At 73.3% G+C, this 26826-nt stretch carries 23 protein-coding genes; 11 read left to right on the forward strand and 12 right to left on the reverse strand.

What is annotated here, in order from left to right; translation table 11 throughout:
- Window positions 1–251: 251 nt before the first annotated feature.
- A complete protein-coding gene (locus ACZ6I1_RS19480; protein ID WP_469288723.1) occupies window positions 252–677 on the reverse strand; it encodes an STAS domain-containing protein in 426 nt (141 codons plus the stop codon).
- A gap of 300 nt (window positions 678–977) precedes the next feature.
- Between ACZ6I1_RS19480 and ACZ6I1_RS19485 the strand changes: the two genes are divergently transcribed.
- The gene (locus tag ACZ6I1_RS19485) at window positions 978–1229 is read left to right on the forward strand and encodes a hypothetical protein (RefSeq protein WP_469288725.1); all 252 of its coding nucleotides are present in this window, start codon (window positions 978–980) and stop codon (window positions 1227–1229) included.
- Between the two features lie 418 nt (window positions 1230–1647).
- Here the strand turns inward: ACZ6I1_RS19485 and ACZ6I1_RS19490 are convergent, their stop codons facing one another.
- Both ACZ6I1_RS19490 and ACZ6I1_RS19495 read right to left on the reverse strand, forming a co-directional pair.
- Window positions 1648–2610, reverse strand: coding sequence for an SMP-30/gluconolactonase/LRE family protein (locus ACZ6I1_RS19490; RefSeq protein ID WP_469288727.1), 963 nt, complete (start codon window positions 2608–2610; stop codon window positions 1648–1650).
- Window positions 2611–2651: 41 nt separating this feature from the next.
- Window positions 2652–3437: a 3-hydroxybutyrate dehydrogenase gene (locus tag ACZ6I1_RS19495; RefSeq protein WP_469288729.1), complete on the reverse strand. Its 786-nt coding sequence runs from the start codon at window positions 3435–3437 to the stop codon at window positions 2652–2654.
- A gap of 164 nt (window positions 3438–3601) precedes the next feature.
- Here ACZ6I1_RS19495 and ACZ6I1_RS19500 point away from each other — a divergent pair, with 164 nt between their 5' ends.
- Window positions 3602–4441, forward strand: a complete 840-nt coding sequence (locus ACZ6I1_RS19500) for a class I SAM-dependent methyltransferase (protein WP_469288731.1) — start codon at window positions 3602–3604, stop codon at window positions 4439–4441.
- A gap of 17 nt (window positions 4442–4458) precedes the next feature.
- On the opposite strand, the gene ACZ6I1_RS19505 is transcribed toward ACZ6I1_RS19500, so the two are convergent.
- Complete coding sequence (locus ACZ6I1_RS19505) at window positions 4459–5115, reverse strand: hypothetical protein (RefSeq protein WP_469288733.1); 657 nt, start codon at window positions 5113–5115, stop codon at window positions 4459–4461.
- A gap of 153 nt (window positions 5116–5268) precedes the next feature.
- Here ACZ6I1_RS19505 and ACZ6I1_RS19510 point away from each other — a divergent pair, with 153 nt between their 5' ends.
- On the forward strand, window positions 5269–5448 hold the full coding sequence (locus tag ACZ6I1_RS19510; protein ID WP_469288735.1) for a hypothetical protein: 180 nt from the start codon (window positions 5269–5271) through the stop codon (window positions 5446–5448).
- Here ACZ6I1_RS19510 and ACZ6I1_RS19515 read toward each other — a convergent pair.
- A complete protein-coding gene (locus ACZ6I1_RS19515) occupies window positions 5445–5885 on the reverse strand; it encodes a nuclear transport factor 2 family protein (protein WP_469288737.1) in 441 nt (146 codons plus the stop codon). The two genes, ACZ6I1_RS19510 and ACZ6I1_RS19515, sit on opposite strands and share 4 nt — an antisense overlap.
- A gap of 87 nt (window positions 5886–5972) precedes the next feature.
- On the opposite strand from ACZ6I1_RS19515, the gene ACZ6I1_RS19520 reads away from it, so the two are divergent.
- Window positions 5973–6548, forward strand: a complete 576-nt coding sequence (locus ACZ6I1_RS19520) for a PadR family transcriptional regulator (RefSeq protein ID WP_469288739.1) — start codon at window positions 5973–5975, stop codon at window positions 6546–6548.
- Window positions 6545–7318 carry an SGNH/GDSL hydrolase family protein gene (locus tag ACZ6I1_RS19525; RefSeq protein ID WP_469288741.1) on the forward strand — a complete coding sequence of 258 codons (774 nt, stop codon included), beginning with the start codon at window positions 6545–6547 and terminating at the stop codon, window positions 7316–7318. The genes ACZ6I1_RS19520 and ACZ6I1_RS19525 overlap by 4 nt, the downstream gene beginning before the upstream one ends.
- A 48-nt stretch (window positions 7319–7366) precedes the next feature.
- On the opposite strand, the gene ACZ6I1_RS19530 is transcribed toward ACZ6I1_RS19525, so the two are convergent.
- Window positions 7367–10612 carry an amidohydrolase family protein gene (locus ACZ6I1_RS19530; RefSeq protein ID WP_469288743.1) on the reverse strand — a complete coding sequence of 1082 codons (3246 nt, stop codon included), beginning with the start codon at window positions 10610–10612 and terminating at the stop codon, window positions 7367–7369.
- A 152-nt stretch (window positions 10613–10764) separates the two neighbouring features.
- Between ACZ6I1_RS19530 and ACZ6I1_RS19535 the strand changes: the two genes are divergently transcribed.
- From ACZ6I1_RS19535 to ACZ6I1_RS19550, 4 genes are all read left to right on the forward strand, one after another.
- Complete coding sequence (locus ACZ6I1_RS19535) at window positions 10765–11658, forward strand: sigma-70 family RNA polymerase sigma factor (RefSeq protein WP_469288745.1); 894 nt, start codon at window positions 10765–10767, stop codon at window positions 11656–11658.
- Between the two features lie 476 nt (window positions 11659–12134).
- Window positions 12135–14135: an RICIN domain-containing protein gene (locus ACZ6I1_RS19540; RefSeq protein WP_469288747.1), complete on the forward strand. Its 2001-nt coding sequence runs from the start codon at window positions 12135–12137 to the stop codon at window positions 14133–14135.
- Between the two features lie 135 nt (window positions 14136–14270).
- Window positions 14271–14954, forward strand: coding sequence for a hypothetical protein (locus ACZ6I1_RS19545; protein ID WP_469288749.1), 684 nt, complete (start codon window positions 14271–14273; stop codon window positions 14952–14954).
- 93 nt (window positions 14955–15047) lie between these two features.
- Window positions 15048–16073, forward strand: a complete 1026-nt coding sequence (locus ACZ6I1_RS19550; protein ID WP_469288751.1) for an endonuclease/exonuclease/phosphatase family protein — start codon at window positions 15048–15050, stop codon at window positions 16071–16073.
- A gap of 31 nt (window positions 16074–16104) precedes the next feature.
- Here the strand turns inward: ACZ6I1_RS19550 and ACZ6I1_RS19555 are convergent, their stop codons facing one another.
- Window positions 16105–18138 (reverse strand): prolyl oligopeptidase family serine peptidase, encoded by a 2034-nt coding sequence (locus ACZ6I1_RS19555; protein WP_469288753.1) that lies wholly within the window; start codon window positions 18136–18138, stop codon window positions 16105–16107.
- Between the two features lie 30 nt (window positions 18139–18168).
- The gene (locus ACZ6I1_RS19560) at window positions 18169–19218 is read right to left on the reverse strand and encodes an AI-2E family transporter (protein WP_469288755.1); all 1050 of its coding nucleotides are present in this window, start codon (window positions 19216–19218) and stop codon (window positions 18169–18171) included.
- A 113-nt stretch (window positions 19219–19331) separates the two neighbouring features.
- On the opposite strand from ACZ6I1_RS19560, the gene ACZ6I1_RS19565 reads away from it, so the two are divergent.
- Together ACZ6I1_RS19565 and ACZ6I1_RS19570 are read left to right on the forward strand one after the other, a co-directional pair.
- On the forward strand, window positions 19332–20648 hold the full coding sequence (locus tag ACZ6I1_RS19565; protein ID WP_469288757.1) for an MFS transporter: 1317 nt from the start codon (window positions 19332–19334) through the stop codon (window positions 20646–20648).
- Window positions 20649–20961: 313 nt separating this feature from the next.
- On the forward strand, window positions 20962–22440 hold the full coding sequence (locus ACZ6I1_RS19570) for a nucleobase:cation symporter-2 family protein (RefSeq protein WP_469288759.1): 1479 nt from the start codon (window positions 20962–20964) through the stop codon (window positions 22438–22440).
- 61 nt (window positions 22441–22501) lie between these two features.
- Here the strand turns inward: ACZ6I1_RS19570 and ACZ6I1_RS19575 are convergent, their stop codons facing one another.
- From ACZ6I1_RS19575 to ACZ6I1_RS19590, 4 genes are all read right to left on the reverse strand, one after another.
- Window positions 22502–23224, reverse strand: coding sequence for a helix-turn-helix domain-containing protein (locus tag ACZ6I1_RS19575; RefSeq protein WP_469288761.1), 723 nt, complete (start codon window positions 23222–23224; stop codon window positions 22502–22504).
- Between the two features lie 213 nt (window positions 23225–23437).
- Entirely contained in the window at window positions 23438–24949 is a 1512-nt protein-coding gene (locus tag ACZ6I1_RS19580; RefSeq protein ID WP_469288763.1) for an alpha/beta hydrolase, read from the reverse strand.
- A 155-nt stretch (window positions 24950–25104) separates the two neighbouring features.
- Window positions 25105–25533, reverse strand: coding sequence for a VOC family protein (locus ACZ6I1_RS19585; protein ID WP_469288765.1), 429 nt, complete (start codon window positions 25531–25533; stop codon window positions 25105–25107).
- A gap of 290 nt (window positions 25534–25823) precedes the next feature.
- The gene (locus tag ACZ6I1_RS19590; protein ID WP_469288767.1) at window positions 25824–26786 is read right to left on the reverse strand and encodes an aldo/keto reductase; all 963 of its coding nucleotides are present in this window, start codon (window positions 26784–26786) and stop codon (window positions 25824–25826) included.
- Window positions 26787–26826: the final 40 nt, after the last annotated feature.

A 26826-nucleotide genomic window follows, 5' to 3' on the forward strand; every position in this document is an offset into this window, starting at 1 on the left:
CCTACCAGGTCGAGGGCCGGGAGCCGGATGCGCTGCCGGGCGCCTGAGGGCACCTGACCGCCTCCGCACCGGATCGGCAGCACCATCGTCGACACCGGCACACGGTCGCACTGCGTAACGGCCCTGGAGGGGAGCCGGAGCAGGACAGCCCGGGTAGGTGCGCTGCTCCGGCATGGTGACAACGCCTCCTGCCCACCCGTGGTCACGCCCGTTCCTCGCGCACCCCGGCCGGGCAGGCCGTTACCCGTCTGCTACCGCAGGGGCAAGACGTGCATTCCCGTTCGGTCGGCGGCGGCACGTTGGTGCTCCGCCCGCTGCTGGATCATGCGGCGGAAGCCGACGAGGGCACTGTGCCGGACGGCATACGGTTCCCCGTCCTCTGCGGAGAGACCGGCCACGTGGCTCATGAGGCGCTGCGGCTGCGGCTGCCACCCCACCACCAGGACGCGGAGGCCGCCGAGCTCCAGGCGCCGGTGCAGGTCGAGGAGGAGCAGCAGGCCGGCCGAGTCCATGAACGGCACCCCGTGCACGTCGATCAAGGCGACGGTCATGCCCGGCGGCACAGCGCCCGGCACAGCGCGAAGGGACGATTCGGCGGCCGCGTCCAGCTCCCCGATGGCGGCGACCATGACCGTGTGTGCGGTGTGCTGGATCGCCGTCTCGAAGGTGGTCTTCATGGTGGTGTCCTCCTGCCGCCAGTTGCCCGGCCCTGGGCTGATGCGTCTGGCAGGGTCATCCTGCCCGTGCGAGAGGCGGCCTGAAAGTGAGGCGCGCCAAGGGGGCAGACAGGCCCGGCGCGTGTGTGACAGCAGCTCAGCGCGCCATCCGGGTACCGGACGGGCGCGATGACCGCCAAACCTGCGGAAGGCCGATTTCCCCCTGTTGGCCTACGCCCGTTGGCCTCTTTGGAGCAGGGGCGCTCTCATGGTCGGAGACGGTCGGTTGACGCGGCCGCCACGGCAGAAAGGGAACGGCCCATGTACGAAATGCGCGCCGAGTTCACCCCCGAACGATCGGAAATGCTGTGGCACGTCCTAGCCAAGAGGCAGACGGCGACCACGCTGTGCGGCTACTTGCTGCCGCAGGCGTCGACGGTCGCCGCACTCATGTCGGAAGGAACGGTGGAACGCTACTGTGCCCGTTGCATGGCCGCCTTCCGCAGCACGGTGGGACATGGACACGGCACAGCTCCTGCGGCCACGCAGGGAAGGGAATCGGCGGCGGTCTGACCGTGGTCGGGCCGTCCACGCCCGCGGCGTCCCACGGTGTGCTCGGCCGGGACTGCTCGGCCCAGACGGTCTTGCCGGTCGTGTGCTGGCGGGTGTCCCAGCGTTTGGAGAGGCGGCTGACCAAGAGCAGGCCGGCCGCGTCCGCCTTCGTCCAGGTCGTGGGCGCGCCGCGGGTGCGGGAGGTGCGGCCGGTCCACCGGAGCAGCTGGGGCCGTAGCCCGTCGGCGTGCCTGGGAGAACGCGAGCGCGTGGGTTCGGGTTCGGACGCGGTGAAGGCCGTGGGCAGTGAGCGGATCCTCCCGCGGTCCAGCCTCCCCGACAGTGCCGGGGTGCCGGGGTGCCGGGGTGCCGCGCTGCCTCCGGCGGAGACCGTACCCCGCGTGATGGCCCCGCCGGACCGTGAGGGCAGCCGGGGCGGCTATCCGGCCGGCGGTTCCGCGCCGGCGGGGACCTCGTAGATCTTTCCGTCGATGCCCGCACGGTAGAGCCTGCCGGCGGAGAAGCCCCGGTCGGACCGTCCGTACGTGATCTGGGTGGAGAGGTGCATCCCCGACTCGACGGCGCACAGGCTCCCACCCTCCACCCGCCAGATCTGCCCCGACGCGTGCGTGGCGATCAACGGGCGCCCCCGGCCGTCGAGCGTCAGGCCGTCGGGCAGGGCGAGGACGTCGGACGGGCCGGCGGAGATCCACCGCTGCGGGTGTGCCGGGTCGTCCGTGGGAATCCGGTACACCCCGGGGGCGACGGTGGTCTGGACGATGTACACCTGGCCGCCGTCCGGGGAGACGGCGATCCCGTTGGCCTGCGGCACGCGGGCCCAGGCGGGATCGACCCGCCCCTCGGGCGTGACGCGGCCGATGTTCCGGCCGCCCAGCGTCGACGTGTACACGGTGCCGTCGGGCGCGAGGGCCACGCCGTCGATGCCGCCGAGGCCGGAAGCGTACGTGCTGACCTCGCCGGACTCCGGGTCGACCAGGAGGAGTTCGGACACCGGCAGGACGTCGCCGGTGAGCGAGTGCACCACGTCGTTGCCCGTGCCGACGAGGAGCCGGCCGTCGTCGCGGACGACGATCCCCCCGTTGGCGCCGATGTTCCCGGTGATCGGGACGGGCGCGGCGCCCGGCGCGTCGATGCGGTAGACCCGGCCCGTGGAGTACGCGATGGCGAACATCCGGCCCCGCTGGTCGACGACGATCGACTCGACCCAATCGGGTACGCGCGCCACTTCGACCGGTGGCGCCGACCCGGTGACGCCGCACGCGGGTGCCGCGTGGGCGGGCGCAGGCACGAGCACGCTCGCCGCCGCGGCCAGTGCCGCCATCTGCACGATGCCGCGGCCCGGCCTTCGTAACGCGGTGCGGAACATCTCGGTCGGCCTCATCGATTCCCCTCCGTGGTCGGGTTGTTCTGCCCGGCGCAGTATCAGGCGGCCGTCCAGCCGCCGTCCAGGGGGATCGAGGCGCCGGTGAGGTAACCGGTGTGGGGTCCGCAGAGCCATACGGCGACGGCGGCTACCTCCTCCGGCTCGATCAGCCGCTTGACCGCCGAGCGGCTGAGCATCACCTCGCCGACCACCCGGTCGGCGTCGATGCCGTGCGCGGCGGCCTGGGCCGCGATCTGCCGTTCCACCAGGGGCGTGCGCACGTAGCCGGGGTTCACGCAGTTGCTGGTGATGCCGTGCGGAGCGCCTTCGAGGGCGGCGACCTTGCTCAAACCCTCCAGGGCGTGCTTCGCGGTCACGTATCCGGCTTTGAACGCGCTGGCCCGCATGCCGTGGACGCTGGAGATGTTGACGATGCGGCCCCAGCCCTGTTCCCGCATGTGCGGCAGGGTCCGGCGGAGCAGCAGGAACGGGGCGTGGACCATCACCTTCTGGAGCAGTTCGAACCGGTCCGGGGGGAACTCGGTCAGCGGCGCCACGTGCTGGAGGCCCGCATTGTTGACGAGGATGTCGATGCCGGCCGGCAACCCCTCCACGAGGCCGCCCTGGGCCAGGTCCACGACATGGGGCGTGCCGCCGATCCGCTCGGCGACGGCCGCGGCTGCCCGGCCGTCGATGTCCACGACGTGGACGTGGGCCCCCGCCGCGGCGAGGGCCGTGGCGCAGGCGCGTCCGATACCGCTGCCGGCCCCGGTCACCATGGCCGTGCGTCCGGCCAGGTCGACACCTGCTGTCCCGTCGAACGCGGGAGTGATTCCGCTTGTCATGGCTCGGAATCATCCGCGACGTTCCCTCATCGCTCCCATGTGTGCAGCCGCCACACTCCGCCCCGCGGATGTGTCTGTCGTCGCCAGTGGTCAGGGCGGGTGCCGGCTCCGGGTGGCCGGATCGTGCGCTCGTGGGCCGGGTCGTACCCGACGATGATGGCCCGATGGACATACGGGTGGAGGCACGGCGGCTGGACCCACGGGTGGACGCACAGCCGGTGGACACGCGGCCGGTGGACGCACCACGGGTGGACGTGCGGCCCGTGGACGCGCGGCCGGTGGAACACGCCGGGGCGTATGCCGCGTCGGCCGAGTTCTACGACCTGCTGCACGCCCGGGCGTACCACCGGCACGCGCAGGTGCTCGCCGCTCCGGCCGCGGCGGCCCGGGTGGGGATCGTCGAGGTGGGCGCGGGCACCGGCCTGGTCACCCAGGTGCTGATCAACGCGTCGATCGTGCCCGTCCACGCCGTCGAACCGGCCCCGGCGATGCGGGCGTTGCTGCTCTCCCGCCTGCACCCCCCGGTCGGCGGCTCGGCCGCGGACCGGGTCACGGTGCACGCCTGTTCCGCGCTCGACCTGTCGCTCACCGGCCAGGCGGATCTGGTGGTGTGCCTGCGGATGATCCCCTGCCTGCCGCCCGACGAGCGGCGCGCGCTGTGGCGTACGGCGGCCGATCTGCTGGTGCCGGGCGGCCTGCTCCTCCTGGACCGCCCTCCGGCCCGGCTGCCGTCCCGGCCCACCCGGCGCTCGCTCGGTGAAGTACGCCTGGGCATCGACAGCTACCGCGGGCACGTCACGGCGCGCGCCGACGGCGAGGGCCGGATCCGCTGCGACTACACCTACCTGGTGTGCCGCCGGGGCCGGGTCCTGCGGCGGGCCGAGGAGACCTTCCTGCTCCGGCCGATGACCCCGCAGGAGCTCGCCGAGGAGCTCGCGCGGGCCGGCCTCGCCCTGGAGGACGACCTGACCGCGGACGTGCTGCGCGTACGTCGAAGGCCCTGACCACGGATCAGCCGCTGTCACCTGCCCGTACGACGGCCTCCGCCCAGGCCCTGGCGAACAGTTCGTGCGGCGGGACCGTTGGCAGGGCGCGGACGAAGGGGCCGTGGAAGTCCGCGGTGTCGGCGGACACCGCATGGGCGGCGAGTTTGGCCGTCTCCATCGGAAGGTGCGGGGCCTTGAACTCGGCCCATCCGCCCGGGACGAAGGCCGTGCGTCCCGCGCGGGCCCGCTTGGGCGTGCGCGTCGGCCGGCTCCAACCGGGCGGCCAGCCATCCCTGGTGACCGCTCAACTCCTTGGCCGGGAGGGCGCCCGCGCGGGCGAGCAGCAGTACGTTCTCCCTGCGCCAGGCGGGGTCGACGGGCAGGGCGTGCTCCCGCTCCGCGGTGCGGGCGAGGGTGTACGCCCGCCCGGCGGCCTTCGGGTCCCAGGAGATGAGCCGGTGGGCCATCGTGTCCCAGAACCAGGGCAGATGACGCGGCGGCAGCTGCCGCGCGAGGTACGCCATCCCGTCCAGGGCGCGGCCCGCCTTCGGGTACGCGCGCGACACGCGGTCGCGCACGTCGGCGAGCAGGCCGACCGCGGCGGTTTCGGCCCCCGGGTCGTGGGCGCGCACCCAGTCGGCGTACGCCTCCGACCTGTGGGGTTCCGGCGGAAGGGGGACGGGAAGGTTCATGCCTCCGATCCTGTCAGGCCCCACTGACAACTCCGCTGCCACGCCTGATGAGAACGGTTTGTGCGTACTCGCGGGTATCACGACCCGATAGCGCCGGGATTTGATACTTCTGGACCAGTCCGTGTGCACACTGCCCGCGGGAAGGACGTGACCATGCTCGATTTTCTGCGCCCCAGGACCGTTGTCTGCCCGTACTGCCGGGCCACCGACAAGGAGGGGGTCGCACGGACCCTGAGCGCCGTGGCGGACTCGCTGTCGGTGACCTGGCACACGGCGTCCTGCCCGCACTACGCCGCCGACCTGATCCTCGCCGACAGCGAGAACAAGACCTAGGCCGGACCGGGGACGGCCTCGCCGGGGACGAGGCCGTCGGCCACCAGGCCGGCCAGGACCGCCTGGCCCAGGGCCTGCACGGCCGACTGGGGCCGGACCATCACGGTGAACTCCTTGACCCGGCCCGTCCCGTCGAACTGGAGCAGGTCGATCCCGTGGATCTGCTTGCCGTTCACGACGGCCCGGAACGGCAGGATCGCCGAGGGGGCCTCCTCGCCGTCGCCGCCGGTCTCGGCCGCGCCCTCCAGGTACCCGACGTAGCGGATGTCCTCGAACACGCGCAGCAGGACCCCGAAGAGGCCCAGGACCATCGGCTTGCCCTCGAACGGGGTGAACTTCACCGGGCTGTACAGCCGGATGTCGTCGGTGAACAGCTCGTCCAGTACGGCGAGATCACGCTTCTCCACGGCGGCGCGGAAGCGTTCGGCAGTCTCCATGACCCCTCCAGATACTCAAGGATATGACTAGTCATTTTCTTGAGTATGATGCACCGGACGGACGAGGGAAGGGAAGGGGCTGCGGCGATGGCCTTGCGACATGCCGTGCTGGCGGCGCTGCTGGACGGCGAGTACAGCGGCTACCAACTGGCCAAGGTGTTCGACGTCAGCGTCGCGAACTTCTGGCACGCGCTCCCCCAGCAGCTGTACGCCGAGCTGGCCAAGCTGGAGCGGGAAGGCCTGGTGGCGGGACGGCAGGTGGTCCAGGAGACCCGGCCCAACAAGCGCCTCTTCCACGTCACCGACGCCGGCCGCGCCGCGCTGGAGGAGTTCGCGGCGGCCGCGGCGAAGCCCTCGGTCATCCGCGACGACCTCCTCGTCAAGGTCCAGACCGCCGACCGCGTCGGCACGGTGCCCGTGATCGAGCAGCTGGAGGCGCGGGCGGCCGCCGCCGAGGCCAAGATCGAGCTGCTCGACACCCTGCTGCGGCGGATGCGCGGCGATGCCGGCGAGGAGGAGTTCCTCCGGAACGGCGAACGGATCGGCGGGTACCTGACCTGCCTGCGCGGCGTGGCCTTCGAACAGGGCCACCGCGACTGGTGCCTGCGGACCGCGGCCGTCCTGAAGGAACGACTGACCGGCGAAAGGACCGACCACTCATGACGAACGGTGCGTACCTGCGCTACGTCGCCCTGGGCGACAGCCAGAGCGAAGGAGTGGGCGACGGCGACGACACCATCGGTCTGCGGGGCTTCGCCGACCGGTTCGCCGAACACCTCGCGGCGGCCCACCCCGGGCTGCGGTACGCCAATCTGGCCGTACGCGGCCGGCTGGCCGGCCAGGTCCACGCCGAACAGCTGGCCCCCGCCCTGGCCCTGCGCCCCGACCTGGTCACCGTCGTCGCCGGGGTCAACGACCTGCTCCGGCCCCGGTTCGACGCGGCGCGGGTGGCCGGCCACCTTGAGGACATGTTCGCCGCGTTCACGGCGGCCGGCGCCCACGTGCTGACCGTGACCGTCCCCGACCTGGGGCAGATCGCGCCGCTGGCGCGACCGCTCGGCTCCCGCGTCACCGGCCTCAACGACCGCATCCGCGCCGCGGCCGCGCGGCACGGGGTCACCGTCGCCGAGATCGCCGCGCAGCCCGTCGCCACCGACCCGCGGCTGTGGAGCACGGACCGCCTCCACGTCAGTCCCCTGGGCCACGCCCGGATCGCCGCCGCCCTCGCCGAGGCCGTCCGCCTTCTCGGCAGCGACGACTCCTGGACCCACCCCCTGCCACCGCGGCCGGCGCCCGGCCGCCTGCAGGCCGCCGGAGCCGAACTGCGCTGGGCGGCCGGTTTCCTCGGCCCCTGGATCGGCCGCCGCCTCAGCGGCCGCTCCTCCGGCGACGGCCGCACCGCGAAACGCCCGGACCTGCTGCCCCTGCGCTAGCGCTGCGGCCGGTGAATCGTGCCGGTCATGGCGCCCGCGGTCACAGCACTATCGGTCACCCGTACAGCAGCCGTCCCGGAGCAGCTGGTGCAGGACGGCGCGCCAGTCCTCGTCGGCCGAGTCCGATGCGGCCGGGCGGGTGAAGGCACGTTCCTGAGCGGTGCGTTCGGCGACGGTTCCGCCGCGTACCGTCGCCCGTACGCGGATCAGGTCGGCGAAGTCGGTGAAGGGGGCGCCGTCCACGAGGGTGAGGTCGGCGATCCTGCCGGGCTCGACCGTGCCGAGCCGGTCGGCAACGCCGAAGACACGGGCGGGCGTACGGGTGACGGTGGTGAGTGTCTCCGCCGGGGACAGGCCGTACCGGTGCAGGGCGCGCAGGGCCAGGTGGAGGTGGAGGCCGACCGGGGTGAGCGGGGCGTCGGTGCCGAGCGCCAGGCGGCCGCCGCCCGCCAGGAGCCGCCGGTAGGTGGCGACTTCCCGTTCGAGGACCTCGCTCTGCTCCGCGGTCGGCGGCCGGGCCGCGGCGGCCCGGACGGCCTCCACGTCCCAGGGCGGCATCAGGGCCGTGACCCGGGAGTCCGCGGCGAGCTCCGGATCGGCGCCGATCAGCGGCAGGGCCGTGAACGGGGTGGCGACGAGGTCGAAGCCGCCGCGGGTGTAGACCTCCAGCGTGTCCTGGTAGGTGTGGCCCGCCGGGGTGGCGCCGTGGCCGTACTCCGCACGCTCGGTCGCCACCAGGTGCGTGGTCAGGTCCTGGCCCGCCTGGACGCCGGGCGCGCACAGGTGGGAACCGGCCAGTACGCCGAGCCGCTCGTGGGCGAACCGGGCGGCTTCCTCCATGAGCGCGTACGGGGCGCGGACGTAGGTCTTGACGACGTCCCAGTCCAGCGCCTCGGCCCGGGCCAGCGAGCGGGCGAAGCCCTCGCGGGTGCGGTGGGCCCGGCCCATGCTGTAGGCGACCCGGGATCCGTCGAGGAGCTCACCGCCGGCCAGCAGCCGCGGTGCGGTGAGCCGGCGGGCCCGGATGTCCTCGCGCAGCCGGGCCTGTTCGTAGGCGGAGCCGCCGAGGGAGACGGCGGTGGTCACCCCGTACGCGAGGTGCAGCGCACCCTGCCGGGCGCCGTAGGTGTACGGGTACGGGTGGACGTGGGAGTCCCACAGGCCGGGCAGGACCGTGCCGGCGGAGTGGTCGACCATGCGCGCCGCGCGGCGGCCCGGCCGGTGGGGTTCGACGGCGGTGATCCGGCCGCCGCTGATGAGGACGTCGACGTCGGCGCGGGGCGGTGCGCCGGTGGCGTCCCACAGCAGTCCGGCGTGCACGACGGTGTCGACGGGGGCGGGGCGGCGGTAGGTCAGGGCGAGCGGCACGGTCCGGGGGGCCGCGGCGGGCGCCCCCGCGCCGTCGAGGGTGAGCAGGCGCAGCCGGGCGCCGGACTGGTAGAGGAGGGTGCGGGAGTCGGCGGACCACGACGGGTGGTCGGCGGGCTCGTCGGTGAGGAGGCGGGCCGGGCCGGTGGGCGTGCCGTCGGGGGCGACGGGCAGCAGCCACAGGGCCGACTCGCCGACGCAGGCCAGGAACCGGCCGTCGGGTGACCAGGCGGGGCCGGAGGCGTACCGGTCCGAGAGCGAGGTGTGCGGGGCGAGCGCGTGCAGGCGGGCCGAGCCCGTGGTGGTGTCGACGATCCGGATGAGGTTATAGCCCTCGCGGAAGCGGCGGCTGAGGCGGTTGCGGTCGCAGAGGGCGACGTACCGTCCGTCGGGAGACCAGCTGGGCGGGCCGGGCAGGCCCCCGCCGCCGAGGGCGGCGACCAGCGGGGTGTCGGTGCCGGTCGCGAGGTCGCGGACGAGGAGCCGCCCGGCGAGGTCCAGGGCCGCGAGCCGCGAGCCGTCCGGCGAGAGGGCACCGTAGACGCGTCCGCCCGCGGCGAGCACGCTGTCGCGGCCACCGGTGAGTTCCTTGCGGCGTACGGTGTTCAGCCCGTCGCGGTCGTCGGTGTAGACCAGGGCCCGGCCGTCCGGGGTCCAGACGGGTCCCTGGACGTACGCGGTGGCCGGGGCCTGGAGGATCTTGCGCGGTGCGCCCCCGGTGACGGGCGCCACCCACAGGGCGTTGAGCGCGGCGAAGGCCACGCTGCGGCCGTCGGGCGACAGGCGCGGCAGGTGGATGCCGCGCACCGGGCGGGTCCGCTCGGCCTCGAGGACGTACTCCTTGAACCGGCGCCGGGGGCGGGGAACTTCGAGGGTGGCGTCGAGGGGGATCGTCCGGATCGTCCGGCCCGTGGTGTCCCCGTCGGGTTCGATCACCCGGAACCGGCCGTCGAGGGTGAGCAGCAGGCGGTCCTCGCCGATCCAGCGCGGGGGCGCGGGCGCGAGGTCCCCGTCGAGGGCGACCCGGCGGCCGTCCACGTACAGGCTGAAGCTCTCGGCCTTGCGGGGGCCGGGGGCGGCGGACAGCCACGCGGTGCGCCCGGCCGGGGAGAGCGCCGGTGTGCGCAGACTGCCCTCGGTGACGGTGTGTTCGGTCCGTACGGGGCCTTGGCCGTCGGCGGGGACGGAGGCGAGGGTCCGGGCGGTCAGGGTCTCGCCGGCGAGCGTGCCGCGGAGGAAGAGCACGCGGGTGCCGTCCGGCGACCAGACGGGATCGAAGTCCTCCCACACGGCGGTGTCCTGGCCCTCCCCTCCGGCGCCGCCCTGCCCGCCCTGCCCGCCCTGCGCGCCATGCCCGTCCTGGTGGGGGCCGGGCTGCCCCGGCAGGCCCGTCAGGCGGCGCAGGCGGCCGTCGGCGACCGCGACGGTCCAGATCCGGTACGGACTGCCCGCCACCGGGTCGCCGCCGCGTTCGGAACAGAAGGCGAGGGTGCGGCCGTCGGGCGACCAGGCGGGCGCGCGGTGGTCGAAGGGGCCGTCGGTGAGCCGGCGCAGGCCCGACCCGTCGGCTTGCATCAGCCAGATGTGGAAGGCGCCGCCGCGGTAGGCGCTCATCGCCACCCGGCGGCCGTCCGGGGAGAAGACGGGGCGGCCCGGCTCCAGATCGGGCGGGGTGAGCGGGGTCGCGGGCGATCCGTCCGCGGGGAGGGACCAGAGAACGTTCTGTACCTCCGCGATGACCCGGTCCCCGGTGGCGGTGGCGGTCGCGGCTCCGTTGGTGGCGCGGGTGAAGCGCAGCCGGACCAGGTCCCCGGGCGGCGGCTCGGGCCGGGGGTGCGCCGCCGCGGCCGTCGGGGGGAGGCCGGACAGCGCCGCCAGGGCGCCGGCCGAAGCCGCCTGCAGAACCGTCCTGCGCGCAATCCGCATGCCGACCACTCGCCTCACGTGTCGAACCATGACCGCCCCGGCCACTCTCAGCCACTCAAACGATCACGGTTCCGTCGCGGCAACGGCCCATCGGTTATCGTCCGTTGAATAACCGGTCAGTACGACGGCACGGAACACGGGGGATGCGACAGGTGAGCGACCACGACCTTCTGGCACAGCGCTTCGAGGGGCACCGCGCCCATCTGCGGGCCGTCGCCTACCGCATGCTGGGCTCGCTGAGCGAGGCCGAGGACGCCGTACAGGAGACCTGGCTCAAGCTGAGCCGCTCCGACGCCGACGCCGTGGAGAACCTGGGCGGCTGGCTGACCACGGTGACCGGCCGGGTGTGCCTGGACATGCTGCGCTCGCGGACCACGCGGCGCGAGGACCCCCTACACGACCAGGACGGGCAGGTGCGCATCCCCGACCCGGTCCTCAGCAGGGCGGACGGCCTCGACCCCGAGCACGAGATGCTCCTGGCGGACTCGGTCGGCATCGCCCTGATGGTCGTCCTGGACACCCTCTCCCCCGCCGAGCGGCTCGCGTTCGTGCTGCACGACCTGTTCGCCGTGCCCTTCGACGAGATCGCCCCGGTGCTCGGGCGCAGCGCCGCCACCACCCGGCAGCTCGCCAGCCGCGCCCGTCGCCGCGTCCACGGCGCGGAGCCCGCTCCCGACACCGACCGGGCCCGCCTGCGCACGGTCGTCGACGCCTTCCTGGCCGCCGCCCGCGGCGGGGACTTCGAGGCGCTCGTCGCCGTACTCGACCCTGGCATCGTGGCGCGTTCCGACGGCGGGACGCTGCTGCCCAGCATGCTCCGGCGCGGCGCGGCCGAGGTCGCCTCCCAGGCGATCGCCTTCGCCCGCTTCGCCGAAGCCGCGTACCCGGTGCTGGTCAACGGCCTTCCGGGCGTGGTCTCGCTGTCGCAGGGGCGGCCGCTCTCGGTCATGGCGTTCACCGTGCGGGACGGCAGGATCACCGCCCTCGACATCCTGACGGATCCCGAGCGCCTCGCACGGCTCGATCTGAGCGTCATCGACGCCTGAACCGCCGGACGGCCGCGAGGGCCGGTGGACTGCCCGTCCGCCGGCGCCCCCCTATCCGCCCCCTGGGGCGGACCCGTGGCCGATTGTCCCGTTGTCGGTGGCTAGCAGGGGGATGCGGACGGTTCCTCACGGGTCGTAACGGAGGCAATTCGACAGGTAGTTATTGGATGAATACCTGACTGAATTCCCGTCAATAAGTCACGGGTTCATATCTCGATTTGATAACGACTCCCCTTTATTGGCCTGGACCAATCACACGCGACGCGCGTAACTCCCCTTTTAGCACTACGAGTTGATGGTTCGTCAAATCAGATCAACAGGTAACGGAACGATTTCTCGAGACGCCCTCCCCTTTGTCCGAATTCTCCGGCGCATTCGTCTGGCAGGCTTCCGCGCACCCAGTGTTCCGAACTCGATTTGAGGTGCCCATGACAGGACGACGCAGACGGCGCGAACACCGCCGCAAACCCCGGCGGTTGATACTCCTCACCGCCGCCGCGGCCACGGCGGCGGTGATCGCCACCGGCATCGCCTACTCCGGAATCGGCGACGGGGCCCAGGCCGCGGCCCCCGCCGAGGCCGCCGCGGAAGCCGCGGCCCCGGCCGCCGCGCCCGCACGCGACCAGGAGCCGGAGCCCATCGCGAGCGCGCCCGCCAACGAGAGCGCGCGGGGCATGGTCTACGACGGCCTCCAGATCGCACCGAAGGGCGACAAGTGCGTCGGCGTCTACCGCACGGACGTCGGCCACTGCACCCACGGCCCCGATGCCCCGCCCAAGGGCGTCGACATCACGAAGGAGGTCGCCCCGGTCGTCAAGGCCTCGGCCCCCGCGGCCGATCCGGCCCGGCCTGCGAGCGACGACCCGGCGACCACGGAAGGCGGCGGGCGTCCTCAGGACGCGCCCGCCGCCGACGCCGCCGCGGCCTCCGCGAAGACGCCCGCTCCCGAGGCCTCGTCCACCGGCGGCCAGACAGTCGCCGCGGGCCCCGCGGGCCAGACCGTCCAGTGCGACGGCGACGGCAGCACCGGCAACCGCGTCCAGGTGGTCTACGTCCACGCCCCCGGCCGCGACCGCTACTCCGAGTACGTCGCCTCGTTCCGCAAGTGGGCGGCCGACGCCGACCTGATCTACGCGGCGAGCGCCCAGGAGACCGGCGGGGTCCGGCACATCCGCTACGTGACGGCCGCCGACTGTACCCCCACCGTGCTCAACATCGAGCTCCCGGCCTCGGCGCTCGCGGAGTTCAGCGCGACCAACGCCGCGCTCGCCGCCAAGGGGCTCGACCGCCGCGACCGCAAGTACATGATCTTCGCCGACAGCCAGGTCTACTGCGGCATCGGCACCTTCAACGGCGATGAGCGGCCCGGCCAGGCCAACCAGAGCAACTTCGGCCCCTCGTACGGGCGTACCGACTCCGGCTGCTGGGGCGGACACACCGCCGCCCACGAACTCGGCCACAACCTGGGGGCGGTCAACAACAGCGCGCCCAACACCAGCCGCGGCGCGCACTGCACCGACGAGTACGACGTCATGTGCTACTCGGACACCCCGTACTACCCGCAGATGCGCAACATCTGCACCAACCAGGCGTCCGAGAACATCCTGGACTGCAACCACGACGACTACTTCCACACGAGTCCCAAGGCGGGCAGCTACCTCGCCACGCACTGGAACATCGCCGACAACCAGTTCCTGATGCGCACCAAGGGCGGCACCGACCCCGGTCCGAACCCGAACCCGACCCCCACCAAGAAGCCCACTCCGACGCCGACCAAGAAGCCCACGGGCGGCCCGGCCGCGACGGCCGGCCAGATCCAGTCCGACTCCGTCGTGGTGAGCTGGCCCAAGGTCGAGGGCGCCGCCTGGTACCAGGTCCTGCTGAACGGCAAGCACCTGACCTGGGTGCAGTCCCAGGCGCTGCGCATCTACAACCTCCAGCCCAACACCGCGTACACCGTCACCGTCTCGGTCCGCGACGGCTCCGGCCGGGACAGCGGACCGGGCAAGGCCGCCTCGTTCCGTACGACGGGCACCGGCGGCGGCGCGACCACCCCGGGCACCAAGTACCTGCTCGGCAACGGCAGCACCGGCATGAACGCCGAGGTGTGGGGCGGACGCAGCGCGGACGGCACCGTACTCGTCGGTGCGCGGGCCAACGGATACGCCCAGCAGCAGTGGTACTTCGACGACGCGGGCAGCGGGCAGGTCCGCATCCGGTCCGCGGTCTCCGGCAAGTGCCTGCAGCCGGGCGGTACTCCCGCCGCGGGCATGTGGGTCGCCCAGCAGCCCTGCGGCGCGAACGGTGCGCAGGCCTGGAAGCTGACCTCCCGCGGTGGCGCGGTGACGGTCACGGACCCGAGCGGCGGCTTCGCGCTGACCGTGAGCAACCGCCCCTACTACGGGAACTGGCTGCTCGACCTCCAGCGGGCGGACGGCCGCGCCACGCAGGCGTGGACCGTGCAGAAGGCCGGCTGACCTGCCGGGTCCACCGCCCCCTGACCGACTGACGGGTGGTCACCGATCACCCGGGCCGGTCCTTCCCCGGCGGACGGCCGCACCGCGCGGCCGTCCGCCGGTCCCCTCACCCCAGCCACCCGGAGCACCGCCACGATGCGCATACGAACCGCTTTCCCGGCCCTGCTGGCCGCAGTCGGCCTCCTGTTCCTGACCCCCACCGCTGCCCACGCCCACGGCGACACCGTGAAGGTGACCGTGACCGGGCAGCGGGACGGCCACGTCACCGCCGACGTCACCTGGGAGAACGACGGGGACCCCGTCGAGGAGGCCGTCGCCGCCACGGTGAACGCCGTCAGCCCCGACGGCTCCCGCTCACTGGGGCCCTGGCGTCTCATCCGCGATGTCGCCGCCGCCCCGGCGGGCTGGACCACCGCCGAGATACTGCCGCCCGGCAACTGGAAGGTCACCATCGACGTCGGGTTCCCGGATCTCGGGCACGGCGAACTCGAGCTGTCCGTACCCGTGGTGGACCCCGCACCCGCCACGGGGGCTCCGGCCCCGACGACTCCCGTACCCCCCGTCTCCCCCGTATCCGCCTCGCCGTCGGCATCCGCATCCGTATCGGCATCCGTGCCGGTGTCCGCCCCCGACCCCGCCGGCACTCCCTCCGCTCCCGCCACCCCGCCCGACGGGACCGCGGACGACGCCGTCTGGTGGACCACGGCGGGTGTGGCCGCGGCGGCCCTGGCCGGCGCGGCGGGCGGCCTGCTGCTGCGCCGCCGGCGCGTGCGGCGGATGCGCGCCGCGGGCCAGGGCTCCGAGCGGACACCCGGGTAGGCCCCGGAGCCTCCGGCGGCGGCGAGTACGGGGCCCGAAAGGTGTCGGGATACGGACAGAACCTCGAACCCCCTTTCGGGCGTCTCCGAGATCATGAACGCGCACGCAGACACGCCGACGGCCCCGCGCCGCCGCCGGATCCTCCCCCGGCTCCCCCGGCTCACCCGGCTCCCCGGACTCCCCCGCGTGCGCCGCGTCCTGCGCACCCGCCGCGGCCGGGTGATCGCCGCCCTCGCCGTGTTCCTCACGCTGCTGATGCCGCTGCACGGCTGGATCCCGGACCGCGGCCCCCACCTCGGCAGCCTCGTCGAGACCTTCCTGCCCTGGACCGCCGCGCCGGTCGCGGCGCTGTTCGCCGCCGCGCTGCTGCGCCGCTCCCGCCTGGCTCTGGTCGCCGTTCTCCTGCCCGCGGTCACCTGGGCCGCCCTCCACGGCGGCACGTTCCTCGACCGGGGTCCCGGCGGCCCGGCAGACCTCACCGTCCTGACCCACAACGTGGACGACGTGAACCCCGATCCGGCGGCCACCGCCCGCGCGCTCGCCGCCTCGGGCGCGCAGCTGATCGCCCTGGAGGAACTGACCTGGCCCGCCCTGCGCCAGTACGAGCAGACGCTGGCCGGGACCCACCCGTACCACGCGGTGGAGGGCACCGTCGGCCTGTGGAGCACCTACCCCCTGCGCGATACGGCCGCGGTCCCGCTCGTGCCGTGGCGCAGTGCCCTGCGGACCGTCGCCGACACTCCCGAGGGCCCGCTCACCGTCTACGTCGCCCACCTGCCGTCCGTCCGCGTCCGCCTCGGTTCGGGTTTCACCACCGACCGCCGCAACGAGGCCGCGGGCCGGCTGGCCGCGGAGCTGGACTCCGCCCCGGCCGGACGGACGCTCCTGCTCGGCGATTTCAACGGCACCACCGACGACCGGGCGCTGGCGCCGGTGACGGGCCGCTTCCGCTCGGCCCAGGAAGCGGCGGGCGCGGGCTTCGGTTTCAGCTGGCCCGCGCGGTTTCCCGTCGCCCGCATCGACCAGATCCTGGTCCGCGAGCTCACCGTGGTCTCTGCCCGGACCCTTCCGGCCACCGCCAGCGATCACCTGCCGGTGGCGGCGTCGCTGCGATGGTGACGAGGGCCGCCCGGCGCCGGCGGCGGATCGGTCAGGCCCCCGGGGTCAGCCGCTCCCACAGAAAGGTGTGCACGAGCGCCTCGTTGAACGCCGTCTGCTCGTGGTCGGTGGCCCCGGAGTGGCCGCCGCCCAGGTGCTCGTGGAACAGGACGGGGTGCCCGAACTCGCGCAGCCGGGCGGCCATCTTGCGGGCGTGCCCGGGGTGCACCCGGTCGTCACGGGTCGAGGTGAGCAGCAGCAGGGGCGGGTACGCGGGGCCCCCGGTGCGGATCCGGTGGTAGGGGGAGATCTCCTCCAGGTGGGGCCGGTCGGCGGGGTTCTCGGGGTCCCCGTACTCGGCGGTCCAGCTGGCGCCCGCGAGCAGCCGGTGGAAGCGGAGCATGTCCATCAGCGGCACGTGCGCGACGACGGCACCGAAGAGTTCCGGTTCGCGGGTGAGCATCGCGCCCATCAGGAGGCCGCCGTTGCTGCCTCCCTCGATCCCCAGCTGGGCGGGGGTGGTGATGGCGCGGGCGGTGAGGTCCCGGGCGACGGCGGCGAAGTCCTCGAACGCCCTGACCCGGTTCGCCCCGAGGGCCGCCCGGTGCCAGCCGGGCCCGTACTCGTGCCCGCCGCGGATCCCCGCGACCACGTACGTGCCGCCGCGCGCCAGCCAGGCCCGGCCGGTGACCGCGCTGTACTGCGGGACCATGGAGATCTCGAAGCCGCCGTACCCGTACATCAGGGTGGGGCCGGGGCCGGGCCGGTCCTCGGGGCCGACGACGAAGTAGGGGACGCGCGTGCCGTCCGCGGAGACCGCGAAGTACTGGCGCACGGCGAGACCGGCGGTGTCGAACAGCGCCGGTCCCCGCTTCACGCTCGCGCCCTCGCCCTCGCCCGCCGTGCCCCGGTAGAGGGTGGAGGGCTGGAGGTAGCCGGAGACGTTCAGGAAGTACTCGTCGCCGACGTCCGGGTCGGTGCAGGTGACGGAGGCCGTGGACAGCGGCGGTACCCCGGCCAGCGGGGCGCGCTGCCAGCCGTCGGGGCCGGGTCCCGGAGTCAGGAGCTCCATCCGGGAGGAGACGTCGGCGCGGGTGGTGAGGATGAGGTGGTTGCGGGTCCAGCTCCACCCGGCGAGCGCGGTCTGCGCGTCCGGGGTGAACAGCACCGCCGCCTCCCGCTCGCCCGCCCGGAAGGCGTCGAAGTCGAAGGCGAGCAGCGTGCCCGCCTCGTGGCCGAGCCACGGAGATTTCGGGGCGACGATCAGCCATTCGCGGTGGACGGAGGCGCCCGCGTCGTCCGGTACGTCGATCTTCTCCGGCTCCGCGGCCGATCCGTCCTCCGGGCGCAGGAACATCTCCTGGTGCCAGAAGTCGATCTGCCGGTGCAGGAAGTCCCGTTCGAAGCCCGGGGTGTCGTCGTGCCAGCCGGACGCCGAGATGTCGGAGGGCCGGCCCTCGTAGACGAGTTCGGCCTCCGCCAGGGGTGTGCCGCGCCGCCAGCGGCGGACCTGGAGCGGGTAGCCGGACCCGGACATCGAGCCGGGACCGAAGTCCGTGCCGATCCACACCCGGTCGCGGTCGATCCACCCGATGGTGGTCCTGGCCTCCGCGACCTCGAACCCGCCCGCGGTGAACTCCAGGGTCTCCAGGTCGAACTCGCGCACCACGCAGGCGTCCGCGCCGTCCCGCGACAGCAGGACCAGGGCGTGGCGGTACTCGGGTCCCAGCACCCTGCTGCCCGCCCAGGCCCATTTCTCCCCCTCGGCCTCGGCCAGGGCGTCCAGGTCCAGGACCGGCTCCCAGACGGGCCGGTCCTTGACGTACTCCTCCAGCGTGGTGCGCCGCCACAGCCCGCGTACGTGGTCGGCGTCCTGCCAGAAGTTGTAGAGGTGGCTGCCGCGGCGGACGACGTAGGGGATCCGGCCGTCGTCGTCGAGTACCTCGCGGATCGCGCTCTCGAGCACCTTGAACCCGGGGCTCCCGGTCAGTGCGGCCACCGTTTCGTCGTTGCGTTCGCGGACCCAGCCGAGGGCGGCCTCGCCGGTGACGTCTTCCAGCCAGAGGTACGGGTCTTCATCGCTCATCCGGAGATTGTGCCCGACGCGCGGCTCCCGTCAGGACGGGAGCTCGAGCCGGGACTCGCGCAGGGCGGTGTGCACCGACCAGGTCACCGAGACCAGCGGGACCGCGACGACCGCGCCCACCACTCCGGCGGCGATGGCGCCCGCGACCACCGAGACCGCCACCACCAGCGGGTGCAGCCGCACCGCCCAGCTCATCACCAGCGGGTGCAGCAGGTGCCCCTCGATCTGGCCGATGACCACGATCAGCGCGACCACCACGGCCGCGACCAGCGGTCCCTTCGCGGCCAGGGCGACGACCGCGGCGATCGCGAGCGCGACCGGGGAGCCGATGAGGGGGACGAACGCGGCGAGGAACTCGAGCAGCGCCAGCGGTACGGCCAGCGGCACGCCGAGGAAGTACAGGGCCACCCCGACGAGGACGGCGTTCGTCGCCGCGACCAGCACGATCCCGTGGGTGTAGCCGGTGAACGTGCGCCAGGCCGCGCGCCCGGCGACCGCCACCCGTGCGCGGGCCGTCTCGGGCAGCTGCGCGCAGAACCAGGACCACTGGCGGTCGCCGCCGTGCAGGAAGAGGACGGAGGAGAAGACGGCGAGGGCGAGGACGGTCAGCACGTGCACCAGGTGGCCGGCTCCGCTGAGCGCCTTGCTGAGCAGGGTCGAGCGGTGGCTGGTCAGGTACTGCCCGACACGGACCTGCACGTCCGACAGCGCCCCCGGGTTGAGACGGAAGGGCGGCTGCTCCAGCCACCGTTCGATGCTGTCCAGGCCCGCGCGGAACTCCCGTACGAGTGTGGTGCTCTCCCCCGCGACGGCCTCGGCCACCAGCGCCAGCACGCCCAGCAGCAGCGCCGCGCTGCCGAGCAGGCAGACGGCGACCGCGAGGGAACGGGGCACGAGGCGGGCCAGTCGCCGGGTGGGGCCGGAGAGCAGGGCCGTGACGACGAGGCCGAGGAAGAGCGCCACGCCGATCTCGTGGAAACGGCCCAGGACGGCGAAGACCGCGTAGACGGCGGCGCCGACGACCAGTAGGCGCCAGGCGTACGAGGCGGCCGTACGAAGGAACGCTGACACCGGCGGCATGACCCATGGGTGCCACCGCGGAGCCCCGATGGCACGCGCGCGGGCCCGGATTCGGCCGTCCGGGGCGGATAATCCGTTGCCCGGCCGCAGCCGAGCGCCGACCATGGCCCCTCGTGAGTACCTCCCGCTGGGCCGCCGTGCTGCCCGACTTCTCCCCGTGGCGTTCCAGCCGTGATTTCCGGCTGCTGTTCTACCAGGGCACGGTCACGTTCTTCGGCTCGTTCATGGCGATGATCGCGCTGCCGCTCCAGATCAAGCACCTGACCGACTCGCCGCTGGCCGTCGGTGCGATGGGTGCGGTGGAGCTGGTACCGCTGGTGGTCTGCGGGCTGTACGGGGGCGCGCTCGCCGACGCCGTCGACCGGCGCAGGCTGATCCTGCTGACCGAGGCGGGGCTGGGGCTGCTCGCGCTGGTGCTGCTGGTGAACGCGCTGCTGCCGAGCCCGCTGCTGTGGCCGCTGTACGTGGTGGCGGCCGGCGTCTCGGCCCTGACCGGGCTTCAGCGGCCGGCCCTGGACTCGCTGATGGCCCGGATCGTGCCGCACGACCAGCTGACGGCCGCCGCCGCGCTCAACGGGCTGCGCTACCAGTTCGGCGCGATCGCCGGTCCGGCGCTGGCCGGCCTGGTCGTCGCGTACGCCGGGTACGCCTCGGCCTACACGGTGACCGTCGCCGGGTTCCTGGTCTCCGTGCTGCTGTGCCTGCGGCTCGCGCCGGCTCCGGCCGCGGGGGACGCCGAACGCCCCTCGCTGCGCGGGATCGCCGAGGGCGCGCGCTACGCGTGGAGCCGGCCGGTGCTGCTCGGCACGTACGCCGTCGACCTCGCGGCGATGTTCTTCGCGTTCCCGAACGCGATCTACCCGTTCCTCGCGGACGAGCTCGACGCGGAGTGGGCGCTGGGCCTGATGTACGCGGCGGGCGCGGTGGGCTCCCTGGTCCTGGGCATGACCAGCGGCTGGACCTCGCGGGTACGGCGGCACGGGCTGCTGGTGGTGTGCGGAGCGGCGGTGTGGGGGCTGGCGATCGCGGCCGCGGGCTGGTTCCCGGACATCTGGCTGGTGCTGCTGTGCCTCGCGGTGGCGGGCGCCGGCGACATGCTCAGCGGGCTGGGGCGGGCCACGATCTGGAACCAGACGATCCCCGAGGGGCTGCGGGGGCGGCTCGCCGGGATCGAGGTCCTCTCGTACAGCGTCGGGCCGCAGCTCGGCCAGGTACGGGCGGGCACGATGGCCGGCTGGACCGGGACCCGGACGGCGTTCTGGAGCGGCGGTCTGGCCTGCGTGGCGTCGGTGGCGGTGCTCGCGGCGCTGCTGCCGAAGCTGATTGTCTACGACGCGGACACCGACGAGGACGCGCTGCGCCGCCGGGCGTCCCGCGCGGCCGGGCCGGGGGCGCGGCCGGAGGCGGAGGCCGCGGCTTCGGCGCCGTAGGGGACGTGCCCCGGCGCAGCGGTGCGGGAGCCGCGGCCTGTGCCGGGAGGTTACTCGCGAGGAACCGCGGGCTTTGGCTATGGTGAGCGCCCCCGATCGAGTCCCCCTTCGGATCCAATGATCACAGACGGATTCGCCGCATCGATCGAAGGACGTCCTGCCAATCCAGGGCGCATACGCAGTGCTAGAGCGACGTGGTGTCGGCAACACCGCCCGGCGTCGGCTCGGTACGAGCCGGCCTGCCTCGCCCTGCCACCCAGGACCCGATGGCGGCGGCCCTCTCATTCACCTACCTCGCGAAGGCAAGGCAGAGATGGCACGAATCTCCCGACAGTCCTCCCCTCCATCCCCCCGGCAGTCCCCGCGCCCGCCCTCCCGGCACCGGGCCCATCCCGTCGACGAGCTGCTCCCGGTACCGAAGCTCGCCCTCTACGGCTTCCAGCACGTCCTCGCCTTCTACGCGGCGGCCGTCATCGTCCCGGTCCTGCTGGGCAACGCGCTGGGCCTTTCCCGCGAGGAGCTCGTCCACCTCATCAACGCGGACCTGCTGACGTGCGGCGTCGCCTCGATCATCCAGGCCCTCGGGGTCTGGAAGGTCGGCGCGCGGCTGCCGCTGGTCCAGGGCGTCACCTTCACCGCGGTCTCGCCCATGATCGCCATCGGAACCGGAGCGGGCGGCGGCACCGCCGGCCTGCTCGTGGTCTACGGGGCGGTGATCACGGCGGGCATGGCCACGTTCGCCTTCGCACCGCTCTTCAGCAAGCTGGTGAAGTACTTCCCGCCGGTCGTCATCGGCACAATCCTCACCATCATCGGCATCACCCTGATCCCGGTGGCCCTCCAGGACGCGGCCGGCGGCGCGCACCTCATCGGAACGCCCGCCTACGGGGACCCGAAGAACCTCGCCTACGCGCTGGGCACCCTGCTGTTCATCCTCGCGATGGTCCGGATCGGCAAGCCGTTCCTCAGCAGTCTCGCCGTCCTGCTCGGGCTCGTCGTCGGTACGGCGGCGGCCTGGCTCTTCGGGGACGCCGACTTCGACGCGGTGCGGGAGAGCGCCTGGTTCGGGGTCACCACGCCGTTCCACTTCGGCACGCCCCGGTTCGAGCTGCTGCCGATCGCGGCGATGCTCGTCGTCATCCTGATCACGATGGTGGAGACCACCGGGGACGTGTACGCCATCGGCGAGATCACCGGCAAGCGGGTCGACGCGGACACCGTGGCGCGGGCGCTGCGCGCCGACGGCGTGGCGACCGTACTCGGCGGCGTCCTCAACTCCTTCCCGTACGTGGCGTTCGCCGAGAACATCGGGCTGGTGCGCATGTCGAAGGTGATGAGCCGGTACGTGGTCGTCGCGGCCGGTGTGTTCATGGTCGTACTGGGACTGCTGCCGAAGGCGGGCAGCCTGGTCGCCTCGGTTCCGCATCCGGTGCTGGGCGGCGCCGCGCTCTCCATGTTCGGCATCGTCGCCGCGGTGGGCATCCAGATCCTGGGGAAGGCCGATCTGCGCGAGGAGCGCAACACCCTGATCCTGGCGGTCAGTCTGGGCGCCGCCCTGCTGCCGACCACGGTCGCGCCGTTCTTCGACCGGATGCCGGACGACGTGAAGGCGGTGCTCAACAGCGGGATCACGCTGGGCGCCCTGACGGCGATCACGCTGAACCTGCTCTTCAACGTGTTCACCAGCCGCTCCACGATGGAGATCGACTGGGAGGAGCACGGGGACGACTACGGCGAGGGCTTCGCGGAGGGCGGCGCGAACGGCCCGCACCTGGGAACGGCCGTCCGCTGAACCGGCGGCGGGCCGGGAGGGGCGTCCGCGCCCTCCCGGCCCGCGGCCCGGTACCGCCGCGTCACCGCCCGCCCGCGGGGAAGGGCGCGGCGTCGCCCTCCTCGCCGATCAACTCCCAGAAGTGGTCCACGAGTCGGCGCAGGTACGCGGCGCGCTCCGCCGCGACCTCCTTGAGCCTGGCGTCCGCGTTGCGGGCGACCAGGTGGCCCATGTACCGCTCGGAGAACGCGGAGAACTCCGCGTGCATGGTCTGCAGGGCATCGCCCACGCTGGTCGCGTCCACCACCACGATCTCCGCGACCGGTTCCACGTGCGCCTTCCACCGCCCGTCCACGGCGGACCGCAGGTGCTCCGCCAGCTCGTCCACCCGGCCCATGATGCCGATGAGCTTGCGCAGCGACAGCCCGAGGGCTTCCACCAGCGCCCTGGTCTGCCAGGCGTCCCCGTCCCACCGCCGCGCCGCCTCGGCCGCGCGGTACTCCGTGGGGTCCATGCCTATGCGGTAGGCCAGCCGCTCCACCGTGAGCCGGCCGGCCAGGCGGTGTTCGGCGAGGGTCCGCGGCTCGACGCCCATCAGCGTCGTGGCATCGCACCACAGCACGTCGGCGAGGGCGAAGAGCTGCCGGTCGGAGGGGACATGGGAGCCGTGCTCCCAGGCCGCCACCAGGTCGGGGTGGACGGGGGTCCCGCAGGTGGCCATCGAGTGGGCCACCTGGGCCGTGGTCAGGCCCATCCGGGCGCGCGCCGACCTGGCCTGGGCGGGGGAGAACGGAGTGCTGTACACGTACGAGACACCTCGCAACACCCTCGGGCGCTCGGCGCCGGAGGGGAGACGGATTGATGGATGAACACCAAGCGCGGGCACAGTAACAGATGTTCAGCGGGGCGTAACCGCTCCGCATCCTTCAATTCAAAGGCCCGACACCTGGTGTACCAGGTGATCAATAACCGCCTCCGCGCGGCGGCGTGGGCGGCGGCCGGCCACCCGCGGCTCCGGTCAGCCGGCGCAGTACGCGTCGCCGGACGGACGCTCACCGCTGGTGAGGAACGCGGTGACGGCACGGTCGCCGCAGGCGTTGCCGTTGCCGAGGTACACGCCGTGGCCGCCCTGCTCGACCGTGACCAGGCGGGCCCGCCCGCCCAGGGCCTCGCGCATCTTCAGGCCCCCGGAGTACGGGGTCGCCGGATCGCGGAGGCTCTGGACCATGAGGATGTTGGACGGCCCCTCGTCGGTGATCCGGGTCGGCGGCTCCGCCGGGCCGCTCTTCCAGAAGGAGCAGGGCAGCACGTTCACCGGCAGTCCGGCCGTGAGCGGGTGCCGGACGCGGTCCGCCTCGACGGCGCGCCGGTACGCGGCCATGGGGGTGCGGGGCCACGCCACGTCGTTGCAGATGACGCCGACCGTGATCGCGGCGTCCTGGTCGCGGAGCGGCTGGGCGAGCTCCGGCGGGAGCGCGGGGATCGCCGCCGGGTCCTGGACCGCCCGGACGAGCCGGGCGAAGGAGGCGAAGGCGGAGTCGCTGTAGAGCGCGTTCTGCAGGGCCTGGCGCAGGCCGTTGCCGGTCAGGGGCACCCCCGCGGTCGTGGACTCGCGCGGTGTCCGGTCCAGCGAGGCCGCGAGCGAGAGCACGAGCGGCTCCACCTCCTGTGGGGTCGCGGCCAGTCGCAGTCCGTCCGCGTCCCGGTCGGGGTGGGCCGCCCAGGCCGCGAAGTCGGGGAAGCGGTCCTCCGCGCCCTGCGCCATGTTGGCCAGCCAGCCGCGGGCGACCCGCTGCGGGTCGGGGTCGCCGCTGCTGTCGAGGACCCAGCGGTCGGTGCGCTGCGGGTACTTCTGCGCGTACACGGCCCCCACGTACGCGCCGTACGAGACGCCCCAGGCGGAGAGTGTGCGTTCGCCGAGCGCCTCCCGGAAGCGGTCGATGTCGCGGGCCTGGTTGATGGTGGTGAAACTGCGCAGTACGGGGCCGCCGTTGCGGGCGCACGCCTCGGCGGTGCGGCGGGAGCGGGCGGCGTTCTCGGTGATCTCGCCGTTCGGGCCCGGCCAGGACCGCAGGCTGGTCAGGTACCGGTCGGCGGGATCGAGTGCGCAGCTCGCCGTGGTGCTGCCCCCCACTCCGCGCGGATCGAGGGCGACGAGGTCGTACGCCCCTGCCAGTTCCCTCTGCAGTGCGGCGCCCTTCTGCGTGAGCCGCTGGACACCGGATCCGCCCGGGCCGCCGGGGATGACGACGAGTGAGCCGCGCCGGGCCTGCGGGCGGTCGCTGGGGATGCGGGAGACGGCGACGGTGATCTGCGGGCCGTCCGGGTCGGAGTAGTCCAGCGGCACGGGCAGTTCGGCGCACTCCTGCGCGGCGGGGCCGCCCGGCTTGGCACAGGGGTGCCAGGTGAGTGCCGGGACGCCCGCCGCGGCGCGGGCGGCCGCGGGGGCCGCGCCGGACACGGACAGACCGGTGGCCGCGGTGGCGGCGGAGAGGGCGAGGAGCAGCGCCTTGCGCGAGTAAGTGGTCATGGCGCAAGCCTCGTTGGTTCCGCCTCGCGCCCCCATCCGGGAAGCCGGTCGGCCCTGGTAGGGCTATCCCCCGGCCCTGCCCGGCCGGCCCCCCGGCTATCCCCCCGGCTATCCGCCCGGCTGCCCGCCACCGCCACCGCTTGCCGTGTTCGGCCCTAAGGGCGGACGTAAGGGCGGGTCATGACCTCCATGTTGTGACCGTCCGGGTCGTCGAAGTAGGCGCCGCGACCACCGAACAGACGGTTGATCCGGCCGGGGTCGGTGTGGCCGGGGTCGGCGTAGTAGGTGATCCCGAGCGCCTCCAGTCGGGTGATGACTGCGTCGAACTGCTCGTCAGGGACGAGGAAGGCGTAGTGCTGCGCCTGGATCGGCTCGTCCCTCTTCTCGTAGTAGTCGAGCGTTACCCCGTTGCCGAGGTCGACGGGCAGGAACGGCCCGAACGGGGCGCCGACCTGCAAGCCCAGGACCGCGGCGAGGAACTCGGCAGACAGGTGCCGGTCGCTTGCGTAGACGGCAGTGTGGTTCAGGTGGACGGCGGTCGTCGGCGGTTCGGGTTCATGCGGGTACTGCTGGTCATAGGACATCAGTGGTGTGTCTCCGGTCTTGGGATCCGCTGGAACGGGGCGCCGGATGCGGGCGCCCGGAGCTGGGACTCGGAGAAGGGGGGCGGGCCTCTGGCCCGCCTCGTGCTCACGCCGAGGCCGGGAACCTCACTCGTGCGTGGCCCATGGCCGACCCGGCAGTCACCCGACCGACCCTAGTGACCATCACGGACGCGGGCAACATCGTTTCCCGGCCGTGCCCGGCCGCGGATCGAGCCGCCGTCGCGTCACAGCAGGCCGTCACGGCTCTGCCGGCACGACCCGGCAGCGCCCTAAGGCAGCGGGACTCCCCTGGCCGTGACCCACAGCTCGTACCACTCCTCGTGCGTGAGGTCGGGCTCGCGGAGCGCCGCGTCGCGGCAGGCGCGGATCCGCTCGGGGCGGGCGGTGCCGATGACCGGGGCGATCCCGGCCGGGTGCCGGCCCAGCCACCACAGCAGCACCGACTCCGGTGTCGTGTCCTTGCGCCGGGCGAGCTCGGCCAGGAGCTCGGCGGTGGCCCGTTCGGCGGCCGTCTCCTGGCGGCCGGTGAACCGTCCCTGCGCCAGCGCCCCCCAGGCCTGGAGGCGGATGCCGTGGTCGCGGCAGTGCTCCAGCGTCCCCAGCGGGAACCCATTGCCCGCGGATGCGGGCGTGTTGAGCAGGACCCCGGCCTCCACCCAGTCCCGGCTGTGCAGGCTCATCTCCAGCTGGTTCGCCACCAGCGGGACGTCGAGCCGGGCCTGGAGCGCGGCGATCTGCGCGGCCCCCATGTTGGAGACCCCGAAGTTCCGTACGAGGCCCTGCCGGTGCAGGGACATCAGCGCCGAGGCGATCTCGTCGGCGTCCGCCAGGGGGTCGGGGCGGTGCAGCAGGAGCACGTCGATCACCTCGGTCCGCAGCCGGGTCAGGCTGTCCTCCACGCGCCGCGTGATGCTCGGCCCGCGCAGGTCGTACAGGCCCGGGCCGTCCTTGCCGGCCGGCCGGATCCCGCACTTGGTCTGGAGGGTGATGCGCTCGCGCAGCCCCGGCGTCCGGGCGAGCACCTCGCCGAAGACGGCCTCGGCCTTGCCGCCGCGATAGATGTCGGCGTGATCGAAGGCGGTGATCCCGCTGTCGAGGGCCGCCACGATCGCCGCCTCGGCCGCGTCGATGTCAGCGGGCCCGTACGGAACCGGCTCCCAGCTCCCGCCCAGCCCCATGCACCCGTACAGCACCCGGTCACCACTCACGCCCGCACCTGTGTTCGTCACCACGCCCCCACTCTAGGGGGTGGCTTCCTCGTGGAAACCGAGC

It is taken from the genome of Streptomyces sp. NPDC046303 (assembly GCF_055588085.1).

What these genes read in the sequence shown, in the direction of transcription:
- ACZ6I1_RS19480 (WP_469288723.1), bottom strand. Translation starts at nt 677, where the DNA reads ATGAAGACCACCTTCGAGACGGCGATCCAGCACACCGCACACACGGTC.
- ACZ6I1_RS19485 (WP_469288725.1), top strand. Translation starts at nt 978, where the DNA reads ATGTACGAAATGCGCGCCGAGTTCACCCCCGAACGATCGGAAATGCTG.
- ACZ6I1_RS19490 (WP_469288727.1), bottom strand. Translation starts at nt 2,610, where the DNA reads ATGAGGCCGACCGAGATGTTCCGCACCGCGTTACGAAGGCCGGGCCGC.
- ACZ6I1_RS19495 (WP_469288729.1), bottom strand. Translation starts at nt 3,437, where the DNA reads ATGACAAGCGGAATCACTCCCGCGTTCGACGGGACAGCAGGTGTCGAC.
- ACZ6I1_RS19500 (WP_469288731.1), top strand. Translation starts at nt 3,602, where the DNA reads ATGGACATACGGGTGGAGGCACGGCGGCTGGACCCACGGGTGGACGCA.
- ACZ6I1_RS19505 (WP_469288733.1), bottom strand. Translation starts at nt 5,115, where the DNA reads ATGAACCTTCCCGTCCCCCTTCCGCCGGAACCCCACAGGTCGGAGGCG.
- ACZ6I1_RS19510 (WP_469288735.1), top strand. Translation starts at nt 5,269, where the DNA reads ATGCTCGATTTTCTGCGCCCCAGGACCGTTGTCTGCCCGTACTGCCGG.
- ACZ6I1_RS19515 (WP_469288737.1), bottom strand. Translation starts at nt 5,885, where the DNA reads ATGGAGACTGCCGAACGCTTCCGCGCCGCCGTGGAGAAGCGTGATCTC.
- ACZ6I1_RS19520 (WP_469288739.1), top strand. Translation starts at nt 5,973, where the DNA reads ATGGCCTTGCGACATGCCGTGCTGGCGGCGCTGCTGGACGGCGAGTAC.
- ACZ6I1_RS19525 (WP_469288741.1), top strand. Translation starts at nt 6,545, where the DNA reads ATGACGAACGGTGCGTACCTGCGCTACGTCGCCCTGGGCGACAGCCAG.
- ACZ6I1_RS19530 (WP_469288743.1), bottom strand. Translation starts at nt 10,612, where the DNA reads ATGCGGATTGCGCGCAGGACGGTTCTGCAGGCGGCTTCGGCCGGCGCC.
- ACZ6I1_RS19545 (WP_469288749.1), top strand. Translation starts at nt 14,271, where the DNA reads ATGCGCATACGAACCGCTTTCCCGGCCCTGCTGGCCGCAGTCGGCCTC.
- ACZ6I1_RS19550 (WP_469288751.1), top strand. Translation starts at nt 15,048, where the DNA reads ATGAACGCGCACGCAGACACGCCGACGGCCCCGCGCCGCCGCCGGATC.
- ACZ6I1_RS19555 (WP_469288753.1), bottom strand. Translation starts at nt 18,138, where the DNA reads ATGAGCGATGAAGACCCGTACCTCTGGCTGGAAGACGTCACCGGCGAG.
- ACZ6I1_RS19560 (WP_469288755.1), bottom strand. Translation starts at nt 19,218, where the DNA reads ATGCCGCCGGTGTCAGCGTTCCTTCGTACGGCCGCCTCGTACGCCTGG.
- ACZ6I1_RS19570 (WP_469288759.1), top strand. Translation starts at nt 20,962, where the DNA reads ATGGCACGAATCTCCCGACAGTCCTCCCCTCCATCCCCCCGGCAGTCC.
- ACZ6I1_RS19580 (WP_469288763.1), bottom strand. Translation starts at nt 24,949, where the DNA reads ATGACCACTTACTCGCGCAAGGCGCTGCTCCTCGCCCTCTCCGCCGCC.
- ACZ6I1_RS19585 (WP_469288765.1), bottom strand. Translation starts at nt 25,533, where the DNA reads ATGTCCTATGACCAGCAGTACCCGCATGAACCCGAACCGCCGACGACC.